The 23,541-nt window shown below is 36.9% G+C and carries 26 protein-coding genes; 18 read left to right on the forward strand and 8 right to left on the reverse strand.

The annotated features are described in order from the left end of the window. Positions 1 to 14: 14 nt before the first annotated feature. The 12 genes from CKV67_RS06535 to pnp all read left to right on the forward strand — a co-directional run bounded on the left by CKV67_RS06535 (position 15) and on the right by pnp (position 14,583). Complete coding sequence (locus tag CKV67_RS06535; RefSeq protein WP_014092711.1) at positions 15 to 4,349, forward strand: PolC-type DNA polymerase III; 4,335 nt, start codon at positions 15 to 17, stop codon at positions 4,347 to 4,349. 181 nt (positions 4,350 to 4,530) lie between these two features. Continuing rightward, positions 4,531 to 4,998 carry a ribosome maturation factor RimP gene (rimP, locus tag CKV67_RS06540; RefSeq protein WP_025279915.1) on the forward strand — a complete coding sequence of 156 codons (468 nt, stop codon included), beginning with the start codon at positions 4,531 to 4,533 and terminating at the stop codon, positions 4,996 to 4,998. Between the two features lie 26 nt (positions 4,999 to 5,024). Next, positions 5,025 to 6,143, forward strand: a complete 1,119-nt coding sequence (nusA, locus tag CKV67_RS06545; RefSeq protein ID WP_014092712.1) for a transcription termination factor NusA — start codon at positions 5,025 to 5,027, stop codon at positions 6,141 to 6,143. Between the two features lie 14 nt (positions 6,144 to 6,157). Then, complete coding sequence (gene rnpM, locus CKV67_RS06550; RefSeq protein ID WP_014092713.1) at positions 6,158 to 6,442, forward strand: RNase P modulator RnpM; 285 nt, start codon at positions 6,158 to 6,160, stop codon at positions 6,440 to 6,442. Further along, positions 6,435 to 6,734: a YlxQ family RNA-binding protein gene (locus CKV67_RS06555; protein WP_025279916.1), complete on the forward strand. Its 300-nt coding sequence runs from the start codon at positions 6,435 to 6,437 to the stop codon at positions 6,732 to 6,734. The genes rnpM and CKV67_RS06555 overlap by 8 nt, the downstream gene beginning before the upstream one ends. Positions 6,735 to 6,756: 22 nt before the next feature. After that, entirely contained in the window at positions 6,757 to 9,099 is a 2,343-nt protein-coding gene (gene infB / locus CKV67_RS06560; protein WP_014092714.1) for a translation initiation factor IF-2, read from the forward strand. Next, positions 9,096 to 9,374: a DUF503 domain-containing protein gene (locus CKV67_RS06565; protein WP_025279917.1), complete on the forward strand. Its 279-nt coding sequence runs from the start codon at positions 9,096 to 9,098 to the stop codon at positions 9,372 to 9,374. The genes infB and CKV67_RS06565 overlap by 4 nt, the downstream gene beginning before the upstream one ends. A gap of 15 nt (positions 9,375 to 9,389) precedes the next feature. Then, positions 9,390 to 9,734: a 30S ribosome-binding factor RbfA gene (gene rbfA, locus CKV67_RS06570; protein WP_003719600.1), complete on the forward strand. Its 345-nt coding sequence runs from the start codon at positions 9,390 to 9,392 to the stop codon at positions 9,732 to 9,734. Between the two features lie 96 nt (positions 9,735 to 9,830). Then, positions 9,831 to 10,745, forward strand: coding sequence for a tRNA pseudouridine(55) synthase TruB (gene truB, locus CKV67_RS06575; RefSeq protein ID WP_014092715.1), 915 nt, complete (start codon positions 9,831 to 9,833; stop codon positions 10,743 to 10,745). 70 nt (positions 10,746 to 10,815) lie between these two features. Beyond that, positions 10,816 to 11,760, forward strand: coding sequence for a bifunctional riboflavin kinase/FAD synthetase (locus CKV67_RS06580; RefSeq protein ID WP_014092716.1), 945 nt, complete (start codon positions 10,816 to 10,818; stop codon positions 11,758 to 11,760). Between the two features lie 137 nt (positions 11,761 to 11,897). Continuing rightward, positions 11,898 to 12,167, forward strand: coding sequence for a 30S ribosomal protein S15 (rpsO, locus tag CKV67_RS06585; RefSeq protein ID WP_003719603.1), 270 nt, complete (start codon positions 11,898 to 11,900; stop codon positions 12,165 to 12,167). Between the two features lie 244 nt (positions 12,168 to 12,411). Further along, positions 12,412 to 14,583, forward strand: a complete 2,172-nt coding sequence (pnp, locus tag CKV67_RS06590) for a polyribonucleotide nucleotidyltransferase (protein ID WP_014092717.1) — start codon at positions 12,412 to 12,414, stop codon at positions 14,581 to 14,583. A gap of 42 nt (positions 14,584 to 14,625) precedes the next feature. On the opposite strand, the gene rsgA is transcribed toward pnp, so the two are convergent. The 3 genes from rsgA to CKV67_RS06605 form a co-directional block, all read right to left on the reverse strand. Further along, the gene (gene rsgA / locus CKV67_RS06595) at positions 14,626 to 15,681 is read right to left on the reverse strand and encodes a ribosome small subunit-dependent GTPase A (protein WP_014092718.1); all 1,056 of its coding nucleotides are present in this window, start codon (positions 15,679 to 15,681) and stop codon (positions 14,626 to 14,628) included. 179 nt (positions 15,682 to 15,860) lie between these two features. After that, complete coding sequence (locus tag CKV67_RS06600; protein WP_014092719.1) at positions 15,861 to 16,328, reverse strand: endolytic transglycosylase MltG; 468 nt, start codon at positions 16,326 to 16,328, stop codon at positions 15,861 to 15,863. A 28-nt stretch (positions 16,329 to 16,356) separates the two neighbouring features. Further along, positions 16,357 to 16,713, reverse strand: coding sequence for a hypothetical protein (locus tag CKV67_RS06605; protein WP_014092720.1), 357 nt, complete (start codon positions 16,711 to 16,713; stop codon positions 16,357 to 16,359). Between the two features lie 195 nt (positions 16,714 to 16,908). On the opposite strand from CKV67_RS06605, the gene rpmG reads away from it, so the two are divergent. From rpmG to CKV67_RS06635, 6 genes are all read left to right on the forward strand, one after another. After that, complete coding sequence (rpmG, locus tag CKV67_RS06610; protein ID WP_003719608.1) at positions 16,909 to 17,058, forward strand: 50S ribosomal protein L33; 150 nt, start codon at positions 16,909 to 16,911, stop codon at positions 17,056 to 17,058. 56 nt (positions 17,059 to 17,114) lie between these two features. Next, positions 17,115 to 17,654: a 5-formyltetrahydrofolate cyclo-ligase gene (locus tag CKV67_RS06615; RefSeq protein WP_014092721.1), complete on the forward strand. Its 540-nt coding sequence runs from the start codon at positions 17,115 to 17,117 to the stop codon at positions 17,652 to 17,654. A 98-nt stretch (positions 17,655 to 17,752) separates the two neighbouring features. Further along, positions 17,753 to 19,291 (forward strand): rhomboid family intramembrane serine protease, encoded by a 1,539-nt coding sequence (locus CKV67_RS06620; protein WP_014092722.1) that lies wholly within the window; start codon positions 17,753 to 17,755, stop codon positions 19,289 to 19,291. Positions 19,292 to 19,303: 12 nt separating this feature from the next. Beyond that, a complete protein-coding gene (locus tag CKV67_RS06625; protein WP_014092723.1) occupies positions 19,304 to 19,516 on the forward strand; it encodes a YqgQ family protein in 213 nt (70 codons plus the stop codon). A gap of 25 nt (positions 19,517 to 19,541) precedes the next feature. Further along, on the forward strand, positions 19,542 to 20,510 hold the full coding sequence (locus CKV67_RS06630) for an ROK family glucokinase (RefSeq protein ID WP_014092724.1): 969 nt from the start codon (positions 19,542 to 19,544) through the stop codon (positions 20,508 to 20,510). Positions 20,511 to 20,641: 131 nt separating this feature from the next. Continuing rightward, entirely contained in the window at positions 20,642 to 21,733 is a 1,092-nt protein-coding gene (locus CKV67_RS06635) for a YqgU-like beta propeller domain-containing protein (protein WP_014092725.1), read from the forward strand. Positions 21,734 to 21,750: 17 nt separating this feature from the next. Here the strand turns inward: CKV67_RS06635 and CKV67_RS06640 are convergent, their stop codons facing one another. Genes CKV67_RS06640 through comGC form a run of 5 tightly spaced genes read right to left on the reverse strand, consistent with a single transcriptional unit; the run spans position 21,751 to position 23,529 of the window. After that, positions 21,751 to 22,083 (reverse strand): hypothetical protein, encoded by a 333-nt coding sequence (locus tag CKV67_RS06640; protein WP_014092726.1) that lies wholly within the window; start codon positions 22,081 to 22,083, stop codon positions 21,751 to 21,753. Then, entirely contained in the window at positions 22,080 to 22,547 is a 468-nt protein-coding gene (gene comGF, locus CKV67_RS06645) for a competence type IV pilus minor pilin ComGF (protein WP_014092727.1), read from the reverse strand. The genes CKV67_RS06640 and comGF overlap by 4 nt, the downstream gene beginning before the upstream one ends. Beyond that, the gene (gene comGE, locus CKV67_RS06650) at positions 22,510 to 22,794 is read right to left on the reverse strand and encodes a competence type IV pilus minor pilin ComGE (RefSeq protein WP_014092728.1); all 285 of its coding nucleotides are present in this window, start codon (positions 22,792 to 22,794) and stop codon (positions 22,510 to 22,512) included. The genes comGF and comGE overlap by 38 nt, the downstream gene beginning before the upstream one ends. Next, positions 22,781 to 23,209 carry a competence type IV pilus minor pilin ComGD gene (comGD, locus tag CKV67_RS06655; RefSeq protein WP_014092729.1) on the reverse strand — a complete coding sequence of 143 codons (429 nt, stop codon included), beginning with the start codon at positions 23,207 to 23,209 and terminating at the stop codon, positions 22,781 to 22,783. Before comGD ends, comGE begins: the two co-directional genes overlap by 14 nt. After that, the gene (comGC, locus tag CKV67_RS06660) at positions 23,206 to 23,529 is read right to left on the reverse strand and encodes a competence type IV pilus major pilin ComGC (RefSeq protein ID WP_014092730.1); all 324 of its coding nucleotides are present in this window, start codon (positions 23,527 to 23,529) and stop codon (positions 23,206 to 23,208) included. The genes comGD and comGC overlap by 4 nt, the downstream gene beginning before the upstream one ends. Positions 23,530 to 23,541: the final 12 nt, after the last annotated feature.

Consider the following 23,541-nt stretch of genomic DNA (forward strand, 5'->3'; position numbering starts at 1 on the left):
GGGTGTTATTCGGAATGACTGCTAAAGAGGAAGAAAAACAAGAGCGATTTCAGCTGCTAATGACACAAATTGGCTTGGAAGATGTAGTTACTTATGAAGAGTTTACAAAAGAAGCTAAAATAGAAAAACTAGTAGCTGATAAAAAAAATAAGACATGGCAATTTCATTTGCATGTCCCACAAATTTTTCCAGCGGCACTTTTTCATATGATGGATGTTGGAATGAAAAGGGCTTTTAGTGAAATCGCCACAACAGAAATGCAAATAGTCCCTGAAAACCAAACCATTAACGAAACACTCATTCAAGACTATTGGAATTTAATTGTAGAGCCAATTAGCAAACAATCTCCAATGATTGGCAAATTACTCTTAGAACAAAAGCCGACATTTAAGGAACCACATTTTATTGAGATTGCCGTGCATAACGACATGGAAGAAACAACTATTCAACAAAGATTCCAAGCAAAAATTATCGAAAGTTATGGAAGTGCCGGGTTTCCACGTTTGGCACTGAAAACACATATTTTAGACCAATCTGAAACAGAAGAATATAAAGCATTTGCACAAGCTAAAATAGAAGAAGATCAGAAAAAAGCAGCCGAGGCAGTTCAAGTAATGCAAAAACGTCAAGTAGAGGCACAAAATGGAAGTGCCTCTGCAGCACCACTTTCAGGTCCATTCCAAATTGGCTACAAAATTAAAGATGATGAGGAAATCAAGCGCCTCGGAGATGTTTACGATGAAGAACGACGCATAACTGTTCAAGGTTTGATTTTTGCAACGGAAATTAGAGAGCTCCGCAGTGGTCGTAGTCTTTTACAATTTAAAATTACCGATTACACTAGCTCGATGATTATTAAAATGTTTTCTCGTGATAATGAAGATGCAGCAATGTTTCAAAATTTGAAAAAAGGCATGTGGGTGAAAGTTCGCGGTAGTGTTCAAAATGATACTTTTGTTCGGGACTTGATCATGATGGCGCAAGATATAAATGAAATCGCTGGAGTGAAGCGTCTTGATAAAGCGGAAGAGAAACGTGCAGAACTTCATCTACATTCACCAATGAGCCAAATGGATGCGACATCTTCCGTTGATTCACTCTTCAAACAAGCTGCGGATTGGGGGCATAAAGCAATTGCGATTACGGATCACTCTGTAGCACAATCTTTCCCGGAAGCATATGGGGCTGGGCAAAAATATGGATTAAAAGTTATTTTTGGTATCGAAGCGAATTTGATTGATGATGGGGTGCCAATCGCATATAATGACCAACATATTCTCCTGAAAGATGCCACTTATTGTGTATTTGATGTGGAAACAACAGGGCTATCGGCTGTTTATGATACGATTATCGAATTAGCTGGAGTAAAAATGAAAAACGGTGAAATCATTGATAAATTTGAAGCATTCATTGATCCTGGACATCCACTTTCTGCAACGACGATTAATTTAACAGGAATTACGGATGACATGGTGAAAGGTTCTGATCCGATTGAGGTTGTGCTTCAACGATTCAAGGAATGGAGCGCCGACGATATTTTAGTGGCCCACAATGCCTCTTTTGATATGGGATTTATCAATACCGCTTATGAAAAAGTAGGAATTCCAAAAGCGAAAAATGCGGTAGTAGATACACTGGAGCTAGCTCGTTTCCTTTACCCACACTTTAAAAATCACCGTTTAAATACGTTAACGAAAAAGTTCAATATTATATTAGAACAACATCACCGTGCTGTTTTTGATGCCGAAGCTACAGCATATTTAGCTTGGAAATTAATTAAAGATGCCAAAGAAATGCACGACATCGAATACCATGATTCGTTAAATGATTATATGGGAGAAGGCGATGCATATAAACGCGCTAGACCTTTCCATGCTACTATCTATGCTCAAACAGCTGTTGGTTTAAAAAATCTATTTAAATTAATTACGATGTCTAATATTAACTATTTTTATCGTGTTCCACGTATCCCACGTTCTCAACTGAAAAAACTTCGCGAAGGTTTGATTATTGGAACAGCTTGTAGCCAAGGGGAATTGTTTGAAGCAATGATGCAAAAAGGGATGCAGGCTGCCGAAAAAGTTGCAGAGTTTTATGACTTTATTGAAATTCAACCGAAACCAGTTTATGCGCCATTAATTGAGCGAGAACTTGTTCGGGATGAGAAAGCATTAGAAGAAATTTTGAAAAATATCGTTCGTGTTGGTGAAAAAACCGGGAAACCAGTAGTGGCGACAGGGAATGTACATTACAAAGACCCAGTGGACAAAATTTATCGTAAAATTTTGATTCATTCCCAAGGTGGCGCTAACCCGCTGAATCGTGCTGAACTGCCGGATGTTCATTTCCGTTCTACTGATGAAATGCTAAAAGAGTTTGCTTTTCTTGGAGAAGAGAAAGCAAAAGAAGTGGTTGTCACCAACTCTAATTTAGTAGTCGACTGGATGGAAGAGCTAAAACCGATTAAAGATGAACTTTATACACCAAAAATTGAAGGTGCAGAAGATGAAGTTCGTAATATGAGCTACAATATGGCACACCAATTATACGGTGAAAAATTACCAGAAATTGTCGAAGCGAGACTTGAAAAAGAATTGAAAAGTATTATCGGCCATGGATTTGCGGTTATTTACTTAATCTCGCATAAACTAGTTAAAAAATCGCTTGTTGATGGTTATCTAGTTGGATCACGTGGATCGGTTGGTTCTTCCTTTGTTGCCACAATGACAGAAATAACGGAAGTAAATCCACTTCCACCACATTATCTCTGTCCAAATTGTCAAGACTCGGAGTTCTTTGACGATGGTTCAATTGGTTCTGGTTTTGACTTACCAGATAAAGACTGTCCTCATTGCGGAACAGCCTATCAAAAAGAAGGGCAAGATATTCCCTTTGAAACATTCTTAGGATTTAAAGGAGATAAAGTACCCGATATTGATTTAAACTTTTCAGGTGATTACCAACCAGTTGCCCACGCTTATACAAAAGAAATATTTGGAGAAGATTATGTTTTTCGCGCTGGAACAATTGGTACAGTAGCGGAAAAAACCGCATTTGGTTATGTTCGTAATTATGAAAGAGATATGAATATGACGATTCGTGGGGCGGAAATTGATCGTCTTGTAGCTGGTTGTACTGGCGTTAAGCGGACAACTGGGCAACATCCAGGAGGAATTATTGTTATTCCGAATTATATGGACGTATACGATTTCACACCTGTACAATTTCCGGCGGATGCGACCGATTCAGAGTGGAAAACAACTCATTTTGATTTTCACTCCATCCATGATAATGTGCTTAAACTTGATATACTTGGACACGATGATCCGACAGCTATCCGGATGTTACAGGATTTAAGTGGTATCGACCCAAAAACAATTCCAACCGATGATCCCGACGTGATGAAATTATTTGGTTCCACTGAATCACTTGGTGTAAAACCAGCAGATATTGATTCTAAAACAGGGACACTTGGTATTCCTGAGTTTGGAACACGTTTCGTACGGCAAATGCTTGAACAAACCAAACCAACTACTTTTTCCGAGTTAGTTCAGATTTCTGGTTTGTCTCATGGTACAGACGTTTGGCTTGGTAATGCTGAAGAACTGATTAAAAATAAAACATGTGAGCTTCCAGATGTAATTGGTTGTCGTGATGATATTATGGTTTTCCTGATTTATCAAGGTCTAGAAAGCTCTTTAGCCTTTAAAATTATGGAATCCGTTCGGAAAGGGAAAGGGTTAACAGAGGAAATGGAAGAAGCGATGATGGCAAACAATGTCCCGCTTTGGTACATTGAATCCTGTAAAAAAATTAAGTACATGTTCCCGAAAGCCCATGCAGCAGCGTATGTTCTCATGGCAGTCCGAATCGCTTACTTTAAAGTGCATTATCCGCTCTACTTCTATGCTACTTATTTCACTGTTCGTGCAGATGATTTTGATTTGACTTCGATGGTAAATGGAAAGGAAGCAGTAAAAGCAACGATGAAAGAAGTGAACGATAAAGGAATGGAAGCTTCTACGAAAGAAAAGAATCTATTAACCGTTCTAGAAATTGCGAATGAAATGCTTGCTCGCGGTTTCCATTTCCAAAAAGTAGATTTGTATAAGTCTTCCGCTGATGAATTTATTATTGATGGGGACTCACTTATTCCACCATTTAATGCGATTCCAAGTCTTGGAACCAACGTAGCGAAACAAATTGTAGCAGCTCGTGAAAATGGTGAATTTTTGTCCAAAGAAGACTTACAGCAACGAGGAAAAGTGTCTAAAACAATTATTCAATACATGGATGACCAAGGATGCTTAGAAGGATTACCCGATCAAAACCAACTGTCACTCTTCTAAAAAAGGGCAAAACTTGCTTGTAGTCACAATTTGTGATAAACTTATTTAAGAAATACTACGATAACTCAGCCAAGCGTGGGCCAATGCCCACGCTTTCGTTTTGCAAATCTGCCAAAGAGTCACCTGTGGCAGAAGTAGGAGACGAATTAGCTGGAAAAGCGTATCTCTTAAGGAGGCTGAAATGAGTAAAGTACTAGATCAAGTAGAAGCAATAGTTGCTCCGATTACGGACGAACTTCATTTGGAGCTCGTAGACATTGCCTTTGAAAAGGAAGGCCCAAACTGGTTTTTGCGAATTTTTATTGACAAAGACGGTGGCGTAGATATTGACGAATGCGCAGCTGTCAGCGAAAAAGTCAGTGAAAAAATGGATGAATCTGACCCAATTACCCAAAATTATTTTTTAGAAGTTTCATCACCTGGGGCTGAACGACCGCTAAAAAAAGAACAAGATTTTGTAAACGCGGTATCAAAATACGTCCATGTTACTTCTTATGAACCAATTGATGGTCGCAAGATGTGGGAAGGAACACTAGAAAGTTTTGACGGAGAAATGCTAGTCATTACAATCACGGACAAAACACGCAAAATCACTTGTGAAATTCCGAAAGACAAAGTAGCAAAAGCAAGATTAGCAATTCAATTTTAAAAAGTGAATAAGGAGTTGAATCAAAAATGAGCACAGAATTATTAGATGCTCTTCATGTGTTAGAACATGATAAAGGTATTTCAAGAGAGGTACTAGTGGAAGCAATTGAAGCTGCTCTCACATCTGCATACAAAAGAAACTTTAAAGATGCCCAAAACGTACGAGTAGATTTGAATATGGAAAACGGCTCTATCCGAGTTTTAGCAAGAAAAGAAGCCGTAGAACAAGTATTTGATTCTCGTCTTGAAATTTCAATGGAAGAAGCACACAAGATCAACCCAGTTTACAAACCTGGCGATGTAGTGGAGCTGGAAGTAACGCCAAAAGATTTCGGACGAATTGCCGCACAAACAGCGAAACAAGTTGTTACGCAACGTGTTCGTGAAGCTGAACGTGGTATCATTTACGATGAGTTTATCGACCGTGAAGATGATATTATGACAGGTATCGTAGAACGTCAAGATTCTCGTTTTATCTATGTAAATCTGGGTAAAATCGAAGCTATTTTGTCACAAAATGAGCAGATGCCAAATGAAACATACCACGCACATGATCGTATCAAAGTTTATTTAACTAAAGTAGAAAAAACAACCAAAGGGCCACAAATCTTTGTATCTCGTACACACCCAGGTCTTTTAAAACGTCTTTTCGAAATGGAAGTTCCAGAAATTTATGATGGTGTCGTAGAAATCAAATCAGTTGCACGTGAAGCTGGAGACCGGTCTAAAATCTCTGTTTACACTGCGAATGAAGAAGTTGATCCAGTTGGCGCATGTGTCGGACCAAAAGGCGCACGTGTTCAAACAATCGTTAACGAATTAAAGGGCGAAAAAATCGATATCGTTGAATGGTCAGAGGATCCTTTCACCTTTGTTGCCAATGCACTTAGCCCTTCTAAAGTGTTAGATGTTATTGTAAACGAAGCTGACCAAGCAACTACTGTTATCGTGCCAGATTACCAATTATCTTTAGCAATCGGTAAACGTGGTCAAAATGCCCGTTTAGCAGCGAAATTAACTGGTTGGAAAATCGACATCAAGAGCGAAACTGTTGCAACTGAGCTAGGAATCTATCCTCGTAATAACGAAGACGTGACTCCAGTAGAAGAAGCAGAAAGCGAAACTTTGACAGAAGATGAAGATTAAAAAGGAGAATTATCATGCGTAATAAAAAAATCCCCCTTCGAAAATGTATTATTACCGGCGAACGCTTGCCAAAAGGCGAACTTCTTCGTATTGCGTATTCGAAAGACGGAGCGCTTACGATAGATCCTACAGGAAAAGCACCTGGACGTGGTTTTTACATCGTTAAAAATGTAGAAGCGTGCGAAAAAGCAAAAAAGAAAAATGCTATCTTTCATCAACTAAAAACGCCAGAACAAGAGGCCTTTTACGACGAACTAATCGCTTATGTGAAGTCTCTCGAGGAATCTACTAATGGATAAAAAAGCACTTTCCTTATTAGGCCTTGCAAATCGAGCGCGGAAAATTACAACTGGCGAAGAATTAGTATTAAAAGCAGTTAGAAATGGGAAAGCAAAAATGGTTCTCATTTCAGAAGATATATCCGAAAAAACCGAGAAAACAATCCGCAACAAGTGCGAATATTACCATGTTGTCGTGAAACAGGCCGGTACCCGGGAAATGATTGGGGGTGCAATCGGCAAAGACACACGTGCAATAATTGCCATACTTGATAAAGGATTTGCTGTTAAATTAGCAGAATTACTCGGTTGAATCTTATACGGAGGTGTACGACATGAGTAAAGTTCGTGTATATGAATATGCAAAAGAACATCAAGTATCCAGCAAAAAAGTTATCGAGGCACTTAAAGATTTAGGGATTGAAGTGGCTAACCATATGTCCACTATTAATGAAAATGCTTTAAGACAGTTAGACAAAGCCGTTGATGGCACAAATAAAAAAGCCGAAGCACCTAAGAAAGAAACGACTAGCAACGAAAATGGAAATAGTAAGGGGCCAAACAAACTAAATATGACAAATAGTAATGAAAAATCGAGTAAACCAAATAAACCTGCAGGCCAAAATACAAAACCTGCAACTACTAACAAAAGCCAAGGTGCAAAACCAGCGTCAACTAAACCAGCAAACACAACGAATCAAACACAAACAACTGGCAACCAACAAACTGGTGGACCAAAACGCAATAACAATAATAGCAATCGCCCAGGCGGCGGCAATTCCAACCGTCCAGGCGGAAACAATCGTCCGAACCGTGGAGGAAACTTCAACAACAAAGGACGTAACACTAAGAAAAAAGGTAAATTAAATCACAGTACAGTTCCACCGACTCCGCCAAAACCAAAAGAACTTCCTGAAAAAATTGTTTTCAGCGAATCTTTGACAGTAGCAGAACTTGCAAAAAAATTATACAGAGAACCATCTGAACTAATCAAAAAATTATTTATGCTTGGTGTTGTAGCAACAATCAACCAATCATTAGATAAAGATGCGATTGAACTTATTTGTTCGGACTATGGTGTAGCTGTAGAAGAAGAAATCAAAGTCGATATTACAGACTTAGATGTTTACTTCGAAAATGAATTAAATGAAGCAGTCGACGAAGCAAAACTTGTCGAACGTCCGCCAGTTGTTACGATCATGGGGCACGTTGACCATGGTAAAACAACTTTACTAGACTCTCTTCGTAATACAAAAGTGACGCTTGGAGAAGCAGGCGGGATTACCCAACATATTGGTGCCTACCAATTAGAAATTCATGACAAAAAAATTACTTTCCTTGATACTCCAGGACATGCTGCTTTTACAGCAATGCGTGCTCGTGGTGCTCAAATCACAGATATTACGATTTTAGTTGTTGCAGCAGATGATGGAGTAATGCCACAAACAATTGAAGCTATTAACCACGCTAAAGCAGCTGGTATGCCGATTATTGTTGCTGTAAATAAAATTGATAAACCACAAGCGAATCCAGACCGTGTTATGCAAGAATTAACAGAGTATGAGTTAGTTCCAGAAGCTTGGGGTGGCGATACCATTTTCGCACCAATCTCAGCTAAATTCGGTGAAGGACTTGAAAACTTGTTAGATATGATTTTACTTGTATCTGAAGTAGAAGAATTAAAAGCAAATCCTGATCGTCGAGCTATTGGTTCTGTTATTGAGGCAGAACTTGATAAAGGCCGTGGTCCAGTTGCAACTTTACTAGTACAAGATGGAACACTAAACATTGGTGATCCAATTGTTGTTGGTAATACATTTGGGCGTGTCCGTGCTATGGTCAATGATTTAGGCCGTCGTGTGAAAAAAGTCGGACCAAGCACACCGGTTGAAATTACTGGTTTAAATGATGTGCCACAAGCAGGCGATCGTTTCGTTGTGTTTGAAGATGAAAAAACGGCTAGAAATATTGGGGAAACTCGTGCTAGTCGTGCATTAGTAGCGCAACGTTCTGCTACTAACCGCGTAAGCTTAGATAACTTATTTGAACATATGAAAGCTGGCGAAATGAAAGAAGTTAACGTTATTATCAAAGCAGACGTACAAGGTTCTGTAGAGGCCCTTGCTGCTTCCCTTCGTAAAATTGATGTAGAAGGAGTTAACGTAAAAATCATTCATACTGCAGTTGGTGCAATCAATGAATCAGATATTACTTTAGCAGCAGCTTCTAACGCTATTGTGATTGGATTCAACGTTCGTCCAACCACTCAAGCTCGTGAAGCAGCAGAAAACGAAAGTGTAGATATTCGTCTGCACCGCGTTATCTACAAAGCAATTGATGAAATTGAAGCCGCAATGAAAGGGATGCTTGATCCAGAATTCCAAGAAAAAATTATCGGTCAAGCACAAGTTCGCCAAACAATCAATGTTTCTAAAGTTGGTACAATTGCCGGATGTTTCGTAACAGATGGTAAAATTACGCGTGATAGTGGCGTTCGTATTATTCGTGATGGAATTGTTGTTTTCGAAGGCGAAATTGCTACCCTTAAACGCTTTAAAGATGATGCTAAAGAAGTAGCAAAAGGCTATGAATGTGGTATTACCGTTCAAAACTTTAATGATATCAAAGAAGATGACGTTATCGAAGCATACGTTATGGAAGAAATTGAAAGAAAATGATTCAATCAGTTGTTAGTGAATTTTTCATGCAGGAACCACAAAACCTCAAAGAAAAACGCGCTATCCTGAAACGAATTTTAACTAGAGCAAAACAAAAATTCAATGTCTCCATTGCCGAAACCGATTTTCAAGATTTATGGCAGCGAACCGAAATAAGCTTTGCTGTTGTGTCTTCCTCTCACATCCAAGCAGAAAAAGAAACGAGAGAAGTACTTGCTTTTCTCGACTCTTTTCCTGAGTGGGAACGGGCAGAAACAGTAATGGAGAAGTTATAAAAGAGGTGAATACACTTGAACGTAAGAGCTAATCGTGTTAGTGAGCAAATGAAAAAAGAATTGGGCGATATTTTGAATCGTAAAATCAAAGACCCACGCTTAGGTTTTGTAACTGTAACTGGAGTTGATGTTACTGGTGATTTACAAGAGGCAAAGGTTTTCATCTCCATTCTTGGTACCGATAAGGAAAAAGAAAATACGTTACTCGCACTTGCGAAAGCGCATGGCTTCATCCGCTCTGAAATCGGTCGCCGTATTCGACTTCGTAAAGTTCCTGAAATGTCTTTTGAAATAGATAATTCCATCGCTTACGGAAATCGAATCGATGAATTACTTCGTGACTTAAATAACGATCAATAATAAATAACAGTTTAAGGCAATCCCTTTATCTTCTCATTCATACGGGATGTAAGTGGGTCATTGTCTTAAGCTTTTTTTCTTAGAAGGAGGAGCTTAATGAACGGCATTATCCCACTGTGGAAAGAACGCGGGATGACAAGTCATGATTGCGTTTTTAAATTAAGAAAAATTTTACATACAAAAAAAGTCGGACATACAGGTACGCTCGATCCAGAAGTAGAAGGCGTACTCCCGATTTGTATCGGACGTGCCACAAAACTTGCTGAATATGTAACTGATGAGGGCAAAGTATATGTAGCAGAAATAACACTTGGCAAATCAACTACAACAGAAGATGCGACTGGCGAGACTGTCATGACAAAAGAGATTGAAGAAATTTCAGCAGAAGAACTTCAAGCTGCACTTACTAAACTGACGGGGAAAATCACCCAAATTCCACCAATGTTTTCAGCTGTAAAAGTCAATGGCAAGAAATTGTATGAATATGCAAGAGCTGGAATAGAGGTAGAAAGGCCATCCAGACAAGTGGATATTTATTCATTAATCCGCTTAGATGGTGATATGGCGCTAACTGAAACGAACCCGACTTTCCGCTTAGAGATTTCATGTGGAAAAGGAACTTATATTAGAACGCTCTCGGTAATGATTGGCGAATTGTTAGGTTATCCAGCCCATATGTCCAAACTAGAACGTACCCGTAGTGGTTTTTTCAAAAAAGAAGATTGCCTAACTCTAGCGGAAATTGATGAAATGATGCAAGCGAATAATAGCGAGTTTTTATACCCACTTGAAAAAGGGATTGAATCAATGGAGAAATTAGTTATTGATGAAGAAATACATGCGAAAGTTCTAAATGGGGGCTTATTACCAGTTTCTTTATTTAGTAGCCTGCAAGATGAACCTCGTGCAGCGCTTATTTTTGAAGATAAATTAACCGCAATTTATAAACCGCATCCAGAGAAAAAAGACCTTTGGAAACCAGAAAAAGTCATTGAGTTACAGCAAGCATAGTAATTGCGGTCGCAACTTTCTTATATTATGATGTTAGAGGAATTCGAATTTAGAGGAGAAGTGGCAAAAAATGAAGACGATATACTTACATCATCCGATTACAACGGACGAATGGACTGACGTAAAAAAAGTAATGGCACTTGGCTTCTTCGATGGTGTTCATTTAGGACATCAGGCGGTCATTAAACAAGCGAAACAGATTGCGGAACAAAAAGGCCTTCAAACTGCAGTTTTAACTTTTGATCCCCATCCTTCTGTTGTTTTAAGTAACATTCGAAAACAAGTAAAATATCTAACGCCGCTTGAAGACAAAGCTGAAAAAATGGCTGAACTTGGTGTAGATATTATGTATGTAGTTCGCTTTACAACTCAATTTTCCGAACTATCCCCGCAAGCTTTTGTGGATAAATACTTAGTTGCCTTGAATGTAAAACACGTAGTAGCTGGTTTCGACTATTCTTACGGCAAAAAAGGCGAAGGGAAAATGACCAACCTAGAAAGCTATGCAAACGGTCGTTTTGAAGTTACGATTGTTGATAAGCAAACAGCCGCTAGCGACAAAATAAGCTCTACCAATATCAGACGTGCAATTACAGAAGGCGAACTAGAAGAAGCAAATCAATTACTAGGCTATCCGTACACAACAAAAGGAACTGTTATTCATGGCGATAAGCGTGGTAGGACAATAGGTTTCCCAACGGCGAATATCTTAGTGAACGAAGATTATTTGATTCCAAAACTTGGTGTCTACGCAGTGAAATTCCGTGTGAATGGGGAAACTCATCTCGGTATGGCTAGCATTGGTTATAATATTACTTTTAAAGATGATCAAGCGTTATCCATTGAAGTTTACATTTTGGATTTCCACCGCGAAATTTACGGCGAAGAAGCAGAAATAGAATGGTATCAATTTTTCCGTCCTGAGCTTAAATTTAATGGTGTAGAAGGTCTGATTGCCCAATTAGAAAAAGACGAGCAAGATACAAGAGCTTTTTTTGCTGATTTAGATGATTAAACTACTATTTCTGCTTGCTTTTGGAGGCTAAATAGTGTATCTTTAAATCTGTACGAACAGAACCATTACTTGGCTTTTTGCGACTCACCGACGCTAGGCTCAGTAATTGGGGATATTTTAGAAGGAGGTGGAAAGAAATGGCTTTAACTCAAGAACGCAAAAATGAAATTATTGCAGAGTACCGTGTCCATGATACAGATACTGGTTCACCAGAAGTACAAATCGCTGTATTAACTGCTGAAATCAATAGCTTAAATGAACACGTTCGCGTACACAAAAAAGATCATCACTCTTACCGTGGATTAATGAAGATGGTAGGTCACCGTCGTAACCTATTAACTTACCTACGTAAAAAAGATGTCCAACGTTACCGCGAACTTATCAAACGTTTAGGTTTACGTCGATAAAAACCAGACGAAAGCGGGATACCAAAAGTTCCCGCTTTTTTTTGAGTATTAAGCATATTAAACTTTGGAAAACACGCCTAAGAAGCGAAACTTTATCGCATGAATCCAAAAACGTGTTAAGAAACGCTTGTTTATAACAGGTTTTTGGATTCATGTGTGCTTTAGAAATTCTAAAGTGTGCGTGAACATTATTATGCATGGTAAAGTTTCTGGTTTGTGTTTCCTAATAAAAGGAGATTAAAACATGTCTGAAAAACAAGTATTTTCAACAGAATGGGCAGGTAAAACATTATCTGTCGAAGTAGGTCAATTAGCAAAGCAAGCAAGTGGAGCAGCATTAATTCGTTACGGAGATACAGTTGTTTTAACAGCAGCTGTAGGTTCAAAAAAACCACGTCCAGGTGACTTTTTCCCGTTAACAGTTAACTATGAAGAAAAAATGTACTCTGTCGGTAAAGTTCCCGGTGGATTCTTAAAACGTGAAGGACGTCCAAGCGACCGTGCAACATTAACAGCTCGTTTAATTGACCGTCCAATTCGTCCACTTTTTGCAGAAGGTTTCCGTAATGAAGTTCAAATCACTTCCACAGTATTCAGTGTAGACCAAGATTGCTCACCAGAAATGGCAGCAATGTTAGGATCATCTGTAGCGCTCGTGATTTCTGATATTCCATTTGATGGCCCAATTGCAGGTGTGGATGTTGGTCGCATTGATGGCAAATACGTTATCAACCCAACTATTGAACAAGCAGAAAAAAGTGATATTAGCTTAACAGTTGCTGGGACACATGATGCAATCAACATGGTAGAAGCAGGAGCGAAAGAAGTTTCAGAAGAAGCAATGCTTGAAGCGATTATGTTTGGTCATGAAGAAATTAAACGTCTTTGTGAATTCCAACAACAAATTATTGACGCTGTTGGAAAAGAAAAACGCGAAATCGAATTATTTGTAAGCGATCCTGAACTTGAAGCAGAAGTAAAAGCAGCAAGTGAAGGTAAAATGAAAGCAGCAATCAAAACAGAAGAGAAAAAAGCTCGTGAAGCTGCTATTGAGGATGTAAAAGAAGAAATTTTAGAAAGTTACAAAGCGAAAGAACTTGAAAATGAAGCAGAAGTTCTTAGTGAAGTAGCACATATTTTAGAAATGATTGAAAAAGATGAAATGCGTCGTCTTATTTCTCAAGATAAAATTCGTCCAGATGGTCGTAAAGTAAACGAAATTCGTCCGCTTTCTTCTGAAGTTGGTTTACTTCCACGCGTCCATGGTTCTGGTTTATTTACTCGTGGACAAACCCAAGCTTTAAGTGTTTGTACGCTTGCTCCATTACGCGAACACCAAATTATTGATGGCTTAGGAACGGAAGAATACAAACGTTTCATGCATCATTATAATTTCCCGCAATTTAGTGTTGGGGAAACTGGTCCTCGTCGTGCTCCTGGTCGTCGTGAAATCGGTCACGGTGCTTTAGGTGAACGTGCTTTACAATATGTAATCCCTTCTGAAGAAGATTTCCCATACACTATTCGTCTTGTATCAGAAGTACTTGAATCGAATGGTTCTAGTTCTCAAGCAAGTATTTGTGGATCTACACTTGCTATGCTTGATGCGGGTGTGCCAATTAAAGCACCAGTTGCAGGTATCGCAATGGGACTTGTGAAACTGGGCGATGATTACACTATCCTTTCAGATATCCAAGGTATGGAAGATCATTTTGGCGACATGGATTTCAAAGTTGCTGGGACAAAAGATGGTATCACTGCACTTCAAATGGACATTAAAATTGACGGATTAAGCCGCCAAATTTTAGATGAAGCATTAACTCAAGCTAAAGAAGGTCGCTTGCATATCCTGGAACACTTAACAAGCACAATTAGCGCACCACGCGAAGAACTTTCTGCGTATGCACCAAAAATTATTACCCTTAACATTAAACCAGAAAAAATTAAAGATGTTATTGGACCTGGTGGAAAACAAATCAATGCAATTATTGAAGAAACTGGCGTGAAAATTGATATCGAGCAAGATGGTACAGTTTATATTGCTTCTCAAGACCAAGCAATGAACCGTAAAGCGATTGCGATCATTGAAGACATTGTTCGCGAAGTTCAAGTAGGGGAAGTTTACACAGGTAAAGTTCGTCGTATTGAAAAATTTGGTGCATTTGTTGAATTATTCAAAGGAACGGATGGTTTAGTTCATATTTCTGAATTAGCACATGAACGCGTAGGAAAAGTAGAAGATATCTTAAAACTTGGTGATGAAGTTACTGTGAAAGTTATCGAAGTCGATCATCAAGGCCGTGTTAACTTATCGCGTAAAGTATTACTTGAGAAAAAAGAACAACCAGAAGGCGATAAAAAACCGCAAGCTGAGAAAAAATACTATCCTAAGAAAGACAAGCCTGAATCTAAATAATGCAAAAAGCAAGTAGCCTGAAAAATGGCTACTTGCTTTTTTTTATTTGTTTTTTGGTCGCTTTTTATATTGTGTCCTAATTGTTTTTTGAATAGTTTTCCAACGATCCCGTTCTTGCCTTGCTAATGCTGGACTATTTTTTCTAGCATGATAAGCTAGCTCTTTCTGTAATTTAAGCCAGTTTTCATAATGTTGCATGGAAAGGGTACCATCTGCTAATGCTTCTTGAACAGCACAACCAGGTTCCTGTGTATGTGAACAATCGTGAAAGCGACAATGTTCAGCAAGTTCTTCCACATCGGAAAAAGTGATATCAAACCCGGACTGATTTAGCCCAATTCCAAATTCTCGCATGCCCGGCGTATCAATCACAATCCACCCGTTTTCCAGTAAATGCATTTCCCGATGTGTAGTAGTATGCTTTCCTTTACTATCATCTTCTCGAATACCAGCAGTTTTCATCAAAGTTTCGCCAGCCAGTGCATTGATAAAAGAAGACTTTCCAACGCCAGAAGAGCCAAGTAAGACGAGCGTGCTATGGGGCTTCAAATCGCGTTCTAATACTTCAAAACCTTTATGTGATAAATTATCCACATAATAAGTTGGGACGCCATAAGCAACTGTTTCTAGCTGGTCTGTATACGTAGTTAAGTCTGTAACTAAGTCCGCCTTTGTTAAAATGATAACAGGAGAAGCGCCACTATCCCATACAACAGTCAAATAACGTTCTAAGCGATTCAAATTAAAATCATGATTTAAACTCATTACAATTAGCGCATAATCAAAGTTTGCCGCAATTAATTGTTCCTCAGAATCTTTATTCATTCGAGAAAAAACCGTTTTCCGTTGTAGAACAGAAATAATTTGAGCAGTTTGCGTTAAGTCAATACTCAACTCAACAAAATCACCAACAGCAGGAAGGGCAGAAGACGATAACTCGTAGAAATTCCCACGTTTTAATTTAGCCAAAAATTCTCCTTGTTCTGTTATAACTCGGTAAGAATCTCTAAAAACAGCAGTAACCCTCCCATAGTTTGACTCATTTGCTATCGTTTGTTCTTTAAAAAAACTTATGAAACCATATTTTTCTAATACCAATTTTTTCGCTCCTTTTTAGGTGGGAGCACTCTATAAGCAAGATACCCCCGTATTATTTATGAGGTTTACCATCTTTACAATTGCCATAATTCATCATCCTTTCTTTCTTAGATAATAACATAAAAACAGCTAGAACATAAAGGCGAAATACTAATCGCCTGAAGTTCTAGCTGTTTGTATTAATTTTTATGTGCTAGGATTTTTGCGATAGTTTCGTAACTCATATCACTCTTTAAGTTATATTTACCATCACGAATATATTTTTCATAATTATTGTCTTTTAAGTATTTATCAAACTCAGAAGAACTCTTAATTATCCCATTGGCTTGTAATTCATCGCCGGCTTTTGAGGAAGGGTCTCCTTTAGAAATTGTCAAAGTATAACTTTTTACTTTCTTAGCTTCTTCCGCTTTCTTTTTGGCCGCTTTTTTAGCTTCGTCATCAGCTGCTTTATCGACTTCTTGTTGAGCTAATAATTTTTCATATTTCGTTTTCCATGTGTCTGAGTTATCTTCAGAAACGTCTTTAGTTGGCGCGGCATTTGTTTCATCTGCTTTGGTTGGAGTCGAGAAAAACTGATCATAAACCAGTAAGACAACGGCAGATACTAAAAAACCTAATGCCAACATCCGTAAGTTTTTCTTCACAGAGTAGGCTCCTCCTTTAATTTTAAAATTAATGTTTTAAATATTCTTCAATGATTTGTTCCACTTCTTCTTTAGGAAGGGAAGATTGCTCCGCGATTTCCGATGTTACAATTCCAGAAGTATAAAGTGTAATCACTTGTTTTTTCATTAATTCACGAACTTTTGGACTTTCAGGAACTTGCTCAATTTGCGTATCTGGGCTGTCCAGTTTCATTGCTTTTTCTAATTCAGAGACACGTTTTTTTAACTCGAAATTTTCTTGCATCCACTGAGAAGCAACATCTTCCAGTTCTTTTTCTAATTGCTTATTATCACCTTTTTGTAAGAATGAAATAACAAATAGCGCAATAGCAGCAATCAATAAGATAATTATGACTGTGGTCATAGGTTTTATACACACCTCTCTTCCATAAACTCTACTACTAGTTATAGCATAATTTACCTTAAAACACCATCCGAAATAAGGTTTTGTAAAGAAAATAAAAAGAAAATGCACAGAGACCTTGCAACAACTGTATAAAAATGATATTATTATACAGGTTTAGTAAATAAATTCGTCAGTCGAGTTGGAGGGAAAACAATGCGCGTTAATATTACTTTAGAATGCACTGAATGCGGTGATCGTAATTATATCACTACTAAAAATAAGCGTGAAAATCCGGAACGTATTGAATTAAAAAAATATTGTCCAAGATTACGCCGTGTAACTTTACACCGCGAAACTAAGTAAGCAGCAGGATTTTCATTCTGTTGCTTTTTTTATTCTGTTAAAAGGGAGATGTCAAGATGGAAGACAAACGCCTAATCAGGGAAAAAGTTTTACGCAACCTAAACGATATAGATAAAGTAGAGCACCGCGAACGATCTATCAAACTTGCAGAAAAACTGTTTGAATTGCCAGAATGGAAAATGGCAAATGTTATCGGTCTAACTTTAGCAAGGCACCCAGAAATTGAAACAGAAACAATTATGTTACAAGCAAAAAAAGATGGGAAAACAGTATTAATTCCAAAAACATACTATCCAAGTAGAAACATGGAATTTAAACAGATGGATTCCGTGCATCCCCTTGTAAAATCTAAGTTCGGTATTTTAGAACCAAACGAGCTGACTGAAACAGTAGCAAAAGATAAAATTGATTTGTTACTTGTTCCAGGTGTTGCTTTTAACAAGGCGCAATTCCGAATTGGTTTTGGCGGAGGATTTTATGATCGCTTCCTAATGGATTTCAAAGGCGATACTATTTCCTTGTGTTTTTATGAACAAAAGCAAGAATTCTCGCAAGAAAGCCATGATAAACCAGTTTCTATCCTGATTGAAGGATAAGTAAAAATAAATACATAGAAAATAGAGTGGATTGTTTACAACGTCCATTTTTTTGCGTATAGTAGTAAATATAATTTGTAATGAAAGCAGGGAATTTTTTGAGCTTCCAAGAACAATATGTCTTTTGGCGCCTAACCAACTATTTCTTGGGTATTGAAAAATACCGTTTAATCCATCTTCACGAAGAGAAACAAGAACTTTGGTTAGAAAATACAAGTCAGAAAAAAAGACCAGTCATCCGTATTCAAATGAAAGAATTAAGTTGGGCTAATGTAGTAGAGCGTGACGTTACCCATACTATGCACGTCTCTGAGAATCTTCGGAAGCAGATGGGGCGCCTTAAGTTGCCGCTTATTAATATTTATATAACTCCATTTGAACCAATGGGTGATATTTCACCTTATTTTGGAAAGCCAATTACTTCTCCAAATGAAAAAGTGAAAATAGAGAATATTTTACTGGCAAATGAACAAATGAAAGAACAGCTAAACACTTTTATTAAATCTTTGGAATTACCGGAAGACGCTTTTATTCTTCCAGATGAAATAACAAAAGAAATGGTAACAAAAGAACGTGAACAAGTAATTACGTATATTACTACAAAAGTAAATGAAGAACAAAAAGTTGCTAGAAATTCAAAACCAACTGTAACTTATGCATTTATCGGATTATTAATTGCCGCTTTTCTATGGGTTACTTTCCAAGGTGGAACGACTGATTCCTTTAATTTAATTAAATGGGGTGGAAAGTTCAATCCACTTATCTATGCTGGTGAATGGTGGCGCTTTATTACACCAATTTTTCTTCATAGTGGTTTAATTCATTTAGCTTCCAATGCAGTGATGCTTTATATCGTAGGTGCTTGGGCAGAACGTATTTATGGAAAATGGCGTTATGTGCTTATACTAATTTTAGGTGGTATTTGTGGTAATATAGCCAGTTTCGCTTTAAATATGAATTTATCTGTTGGTGCCAGTACAGCGGTATTTGCCGTAATGGGAGCACTGTTGTATTTAGTTGTATTAAAACCAAATGTTTATGCAAAAACAATCGGTGTTAGCATTGCTTCGCTTGTAGCAGTGAACTTATTGCTGGATGTATTTTCTTCTCAAATCGATATTGCCGGGCATATTGGTGGATTAGCTGGCGGATTTTTGCTGGCAGGCGCCTTATCACTCCCGAATCAATTCTTCCATTGGCGTCGTCTTGCGTATGGTATATCGCTTGTTGGAATTACTATTTTATTTCTTTACTTTGGTTTTCAAAAAGGAACGCAGCAATATGATCCGGCACAAGCCAACTATGCTGTACAAAAATATTTACAAGATGACAACAAAAGCGAAGCAACTAAGATTTCTGCTAATTTGATTGAAAGTGGAAGTGCAGATGCTTATTCATATACGTATGCGGCATCTATTGCATTACAAGATAAACAAGTAGATACAGCAGAGGAAATGGCGAAAGAAGCAATCAATATTGATAAAGACTTACCAGAACCACATTATTATTTATCAGTTTGTTATCAAATAAAAGGCGATAAACAAAATGCAATAAAAGAAGCAGATATTGCTAAACAACTTTCTAACGACCCATTTTTCGATTCTTATTACGATAAGTTAACAGAAACAAAAGAATAAGAGGTTTTTACTATGAAAACAGTATATGATGTTGCTCAATTGTTAAGAAAGCATGGCATTATCGTGTATTTAGGAAAGCGACAATATGACATTGAAATGATGGAATATGAGATAACGGAACTTTTCAAACATAATATTCTAGATAGAGAAGTTTTTGCTAGTGCGAGAAGCATTTTAAAACAAGAGTTAATTAAGGAACAACGAAAAAATAGTAGTTTAAACTAAATTGACTATAAGGAGAACAGAAGTAATGAACAAAAAATTAATTGGTGTAGATTTAGGCGGCACAACAGCAAAATTAGCAATCTTAACAAAAGATGGCGAAATCGAAGAAAAATGGACAATTGATACAAATATTGATGATAATGGTTCGCATATCGTAAAAGACATTGGTGACTCAATCAATCAAAAATTGACAGATTTACAACTAGATAATGATATCTTTTATGGGATCGGAATGGGGACTCCTGGTACTGTTAACTACGAAACTGGAACTGTAAAAGGTGCTTATAATTTAAACTGGGCAGAAGAACAAAATGTGAGTGAAGACTTAGAAAAAATTACTGGATTAAAAATCACTTTAGACAATGATGCAAATGTTGCAGCTCTTGGTGAACGCTGGAAAGGCGCTGGAGAAGGTGGTGCAAATGTTGTATTTGTAACGCTTGGAACTGGTGTTGGCGGTGGAATCTTTGCAGAAGGAAAAATATTGCATGGTGTTCGAGGTGCAGCTGGTGAAATTGGCCATGTGACTGTAGTTCCAGAAAACGGCTATGACTGCACTTGTGGTAAGAAAGGCTGTTTGGAAACAGTGGCCTCAGCGACAGGAATCGTTCGAGTTGCAAAAGATTTAGCGAAAGAATTTACTGGTGAATCAAAACTTAAAGAAGCAATCAAAAATGAAGAAAACATTACTTCTAAATTGATTTTCGAATTAGGTGCTGAAGGAGACGAGTTAGCTAAAAAAACAATTGATAAAATTTCTTTCTATTTAGCTCTTGCGCTCAGCCATATTGGCAACATGTTAAATCCAGAAAAGATTATTATTGGTGGCGGAGTTTCAGCGGCAGGAGATCAGTTACTTACCCCTGTTAGAAATTATTTTGAAACAATGGTATTCCCAGCAGTGAAAGAATCAACCAAATTATCTATTGCGACAAAAGGGAATGACGCAGGGGTAATTGGAGCTGCTTGGTTAGCAATACCAATTGAAGATTAATTATTTCTACAAGCTACAATAATACTCCATTATTGTAGCTTTGTTTTTATGAAGTGAATCTTTCTATGGGCTTTGTTTTAGCTTACTATGAAAAGGGTAAAATTTTAGCATAGAGAGATTGGAGGCAAAAGATGAGAAAATCAACTACTATTTTGCTTATCGTCATATCAATGGGCTTGATTTTTATCTCTTTTGGTTGCGCGAAGGAAAAAGAAACGCCAAAAAAGACAACAAAAGATGTCCAAGCTATTCAAATTAAAACAAAGGAATTTCAGCGGGTTGTTGGATGGCTATCAAAAGACTCTGTTTTGCTTCAAACTAAAGCAAAAGGACTCAGTTATTTCGATGAATTAAATATCTATACAGGAAAAAAGCGAACTATCTTTCATACAAAGGAATCAATCTCGGAAGTTCAAATTAGCCCAGATTATAGAAATATGTTACTTTATTCCGCTGAGTCAAGTGAGAAAGCAGCGATGAGGATAATTGATTTAGATGATGGAAGTATTGTTGCCTCAAGAGAAACAGATCCACTTACAACTAATTTTTACTGGAACGATGAATCTCCTGAAAAAATAATGTTAGTAATTTATAGTCCAGAATGGGATTTTCATGTAGAAAATTGGGATTATACACTAAATCAAGTTGATAAAGTGGATTTAGTTTCACCATTTGTTTCTTGGTATGGAGATAATTTAATCATTTCAAATAACAAGGATAAACCAGATGATGAACTAGGAAACTTATATTTACAAGATATTCGAGATAATTCTAATAAGAGTTTAATTGTGGCAAATATTATGCAATTTGCTGTCCATGATAATGTTCTAATTACAATAGAGAAGTCGTCTGATGAGAAATTATTGTATGAATTTAGAACAATTGGTTTTCAAAATTTTTATTCCTATACTTCAGCTCGAGAATACGATGAATTGGGCACTTTTGTTCCATATTTCGATGCGAATTTTGATAAAAATGCCTTTCTGACATTTGAACCCTATGAGAGCGCTAAAATAAGTGGGAATCAGAATGAATATAAGTTAGTAAAGGTTAATCCGACGACTAATAAAGAAACAACTGTTTTAGACTTGATGGATAATCAACCGATATTATCCTATGAAACAGGAAACTTAATTCTCTATGGTTACCTCTATGACAAAGTAATAAACACTAAAACAGGTAAAATGTATAATTTAGTTAATACTCCAACAAAATCATTTTAACAACGAATTCCTATTTTTTAGGGTTCGTTTTTTTTAGCTATAATGATATTTTTCGAAAGCAGGTAGCCATTCTCTAAAAGAATATGGCATTTGAATTCATTAGATTTATTATTGATAGACGCACATTTAATCTCAGAACGACCATATGTTTCTGTAAAATTTGATTGGACAGATGCTTTTTTCATTTTTATAATGGTTAAATTAAGTTCCGCTGAAGCCAAGTAATAGTTTTGAATCATCTTTTCATATTCTACCTGCCTTTTAAAAATAGAAACGCTACCAGTAACAATTAAGATAGTTAGTAAAGCGATAAAGATAGTAAAAGGAAGGGTAAATGCATTTGGTTTCATGGCTGTTCCTTTGTTTTGGGTAATGGAAAGTGTGAGGTATAGAATGTCGAATCCGAGAAAATAACTTCCAAAATTAATTGATTATTATTTTTTATAAACTGCCATTCTTTTATTTGGGTTAATAAAGGCTCATGTCCTTTGCCATCAACTTGTCGTCTTAGTAAGTTACTAAATTTTGTATAAGTGATTTTTTTATTTTCTACTTGAAAAGATAGCTGCTCTTTTTCTACTTTAACATTGCTTGCTTTTCCCCACTCTAATCGCATCTGTATTAAAAAAAGTTGCCATTCAGTCGTTTGATCTAAATTACTAAGTTCGATAGTTTTGTGATAACATTGAAAAAATAGTGGTATAAGCGAGCTAATGCTTAAAATAATTGTAATAGAGAGGATAGTCTCAAGAAGTGTAAATGCTGGAGAACCATCTTTATAATATACATTTTTCTGTCCGTTTATTTTTTGCACAAATTTGAATGCCTCCTTTTTCTTGATAACTTTTTATTTGATTATCATTAAAATTGATGGGGATACTATCATGTAGTAATAATTCACTATGCTCAAACAGCTTTTGATGGAGCTCACTTAATCCTTTTTCTTGCTCTATTCTTTGAAATATAGTTATAGAGAGAGGTAGTAAAAAGCTGCAAATTAAGGAGAATAACAAGAGAGAAACCATACTTTCAACTAAAGAAAATCCATTAATCCAGTTCAATTCTAAAGCGCCCCTTTCCAATTTGAAATATTAATTTGTAGTTTTTAGCTTTACCAATAAAGCGAACGGTAGTAAAACGATTGATAGAACCGTCCAAACCTGAGAAACGAAATTTTTCTGATCTACTCTGATTTAATTTTAGTGAATTAGAAAATGAGACAGTGATAAGGGAATTATTTATTGTAGCAGCTGTTAATTGATTTTCAGGGGGCGAAAAAGTAATCATCGTCTCTTGGCCACTTGTAATCGCATATAGCTGGGCATAATATATAGTAGCTTTCATTTCTTCTAATAATTGTTTTTCGGTAAGTGTTGAAATGGTATTTGATATCGGGAAGATAGTTAGGGTTACCATAGTAAGGCTAATAGATAAGACTAGTAACATTTCTAATAATGTAAAAGCGTTAGTTTTCATTTGTTTTCGGAAACATTTCCTGATCTATCGATTGTAATGCTATTTCCATTAGGACATGATTTTTGATTAGCTTTTAAGTAACCACCACTTACTAAATCACTAACTGAGGGCATTGCATTTTTTTCTAGTTGATAAGATTGAACTTGACCTTGAACCATCGAAACAAATGCCTCACAGCCTTTGTTATTAATAGATTTACTTTGTGAAACGATATTTGGAATGGTTAATAACAATAAAACACTAACAACTAATAAAACAATAAGCATTTCCACTAAAGTAAAACCACGTTCATCACGCCAATCTATTTTTCTTTTAAACATGTAGACTTCCTC

The sequence above is a fragment of the Listeria ivanovii subsp. ivanovii genome (genome assembly GCF_900187025.1).
Taxonomy (GTDB): Bacteria; Bacillota; Bacilli; order Lactobacillales; family Listeriaceae; genus Listeria; species Listeria ivanovii.

What these genes read in the sequence shown, in the direction of transcription:
- CKV67_RS06535 (WP_014092711.1), top strand. Translation starts at nt 15, where the DNA reads ATGACTGCTAAAGAGGAAGAAAAACAAGAGCGATTTCAGCTGCTAATG.
- rimP (WP_025279915.1), top strand. Translation starts at nt 4,531, where the DNA reads ATGAGTAAAGTACTAGATCAAGTAGAAGCAATAGTTGCTCCGATTACG.
- nusA (WP_014092712.1), top strand. Translation starts at nt 5,025, where the DNA reads ATGAGCACAGAATTATTAGATGCTCTTCATGTGTTAGAACATGATAAA.
- rnpM (WP_014092713.1), top strand. Translation starts at nt 6,158, where the DNA reads ATGCGTAATAAAAAAATCCCCCTTCGAAAATGTATTATTACCGGCGAA.
- CKV67_RS06555 (WP_025279916.1), top strand. Translation starts at nt 6,435, where the DNA reads ATGGATAAAAAAGCACTTTCCTTATTAGGCCTTGCAAATCGAGCGCGG.
- infB (WP_014092714.1), top strand. Translation starts at nt 6,757, where the DNA reads ATGAGTAAAGTTCGTGTATATGAATATGCAAAAGAACATCAAGTATCC.
- CKV67_RS06565 (WP_025279917.1), top strand. Translation starts at nt 9,096, where the DNA reads ATGATTCAATCAGTTGTTAGTGAATTTTTCATGCAGGAACCACAAAAC.
- truB (WP_014092715.1), top strand. Translation starts at nt 9,831, where the DNA reads ATGAACGGCATTATCCCACTGTGGAAAGAACGCGGGATGACAAGTCAT.
- CKV67_RS06580 (WP_014092716.1), top strand. Translation starts at nt 10,816, where the DNA reads ATGAAGACGATATACTTACATCATCCGATTACAACGGACGAATGGACT.
- rpsO (WP_003719603.1), top strand. Translation starts at nt 11,898, where the DNA reads ATGGCTTTAACTCAAGAACGCAAAAATGAAATTATTGCAGAGTACCGT.
- pnp (WP_014092717.1), top strand. Translation starts at nt 12,412, where the DNA reads ATGTCTGAAAAACAAGTATTTTCAACAGAATGGGCAGGTAAAACATTA.
- CKV67_RS06605 (WP_014092720.1), bottom strand. Translation starts at nt 16,713, where the DNA reads ATGACCACAGTCATAATTATCTTATTGATTGCTGCTATTGCGCTATTT.
- rpmG (WP_003719608.1), top strand. Translation starts at nt 16,909, where the DNA reads ATGCGCGTTAATATTACTTTAGAATGCACTGAATGCGGTGATCGTAAT.
- CKV67_RS06615 (WP_014092721.1), top strand. Translation starts at nt 17,115, where the DNA reads ATGGAAGACAAACGCCTAATCAGGGAAAAAGTTTTACGCAACCTAAAC.
- CKV67_RS06625 (WP_014092723.1), top strand. Translation starts at nt 19,304, where the DNA reads ATGAAAACAGTATATGATGTTGCTCAATTGTTAAGAAAGCATGGCATT.
- CKV67_RS06630 (WP_014092724.1), top strand. Translation starts at nt 19,542, where the DNA reads ATGAACAAAAAATTAATTGGTGTAGATTTAGGCGGCACAACAGCAAAA.
- CKV67_RS06635 (WP_014092725.1), top strand. Translation starts at nt 20,642, where the DNA reads ATGAGAAAATCAACTACTATTTTGCTTATCGTCATATCAATGGGCTTG.
- CKV67_RS06640 (WP_014092726.1), bottom strand. Translation starts at nt 22,083, where the DNA reads ATGAAACCAAATGCATTTACCCTTCCTTTTACTATCTTTATCGCTTTA.
- comGD (WP_014092729.1), bottom strand. Translation starts at nt 23,209, where the DNA reads ATGAAAACTAACGCTTTTACATTATTAGAAATGTTACTAGTCTTATCT.
- comGC (WP_014092730.1), bottom strand. Translation starts at nt 23,529, where the DNA reads ATGTTTAAAAGAAAAATAGATTGGCGTGATGAACGTGGTTTTACTTTA.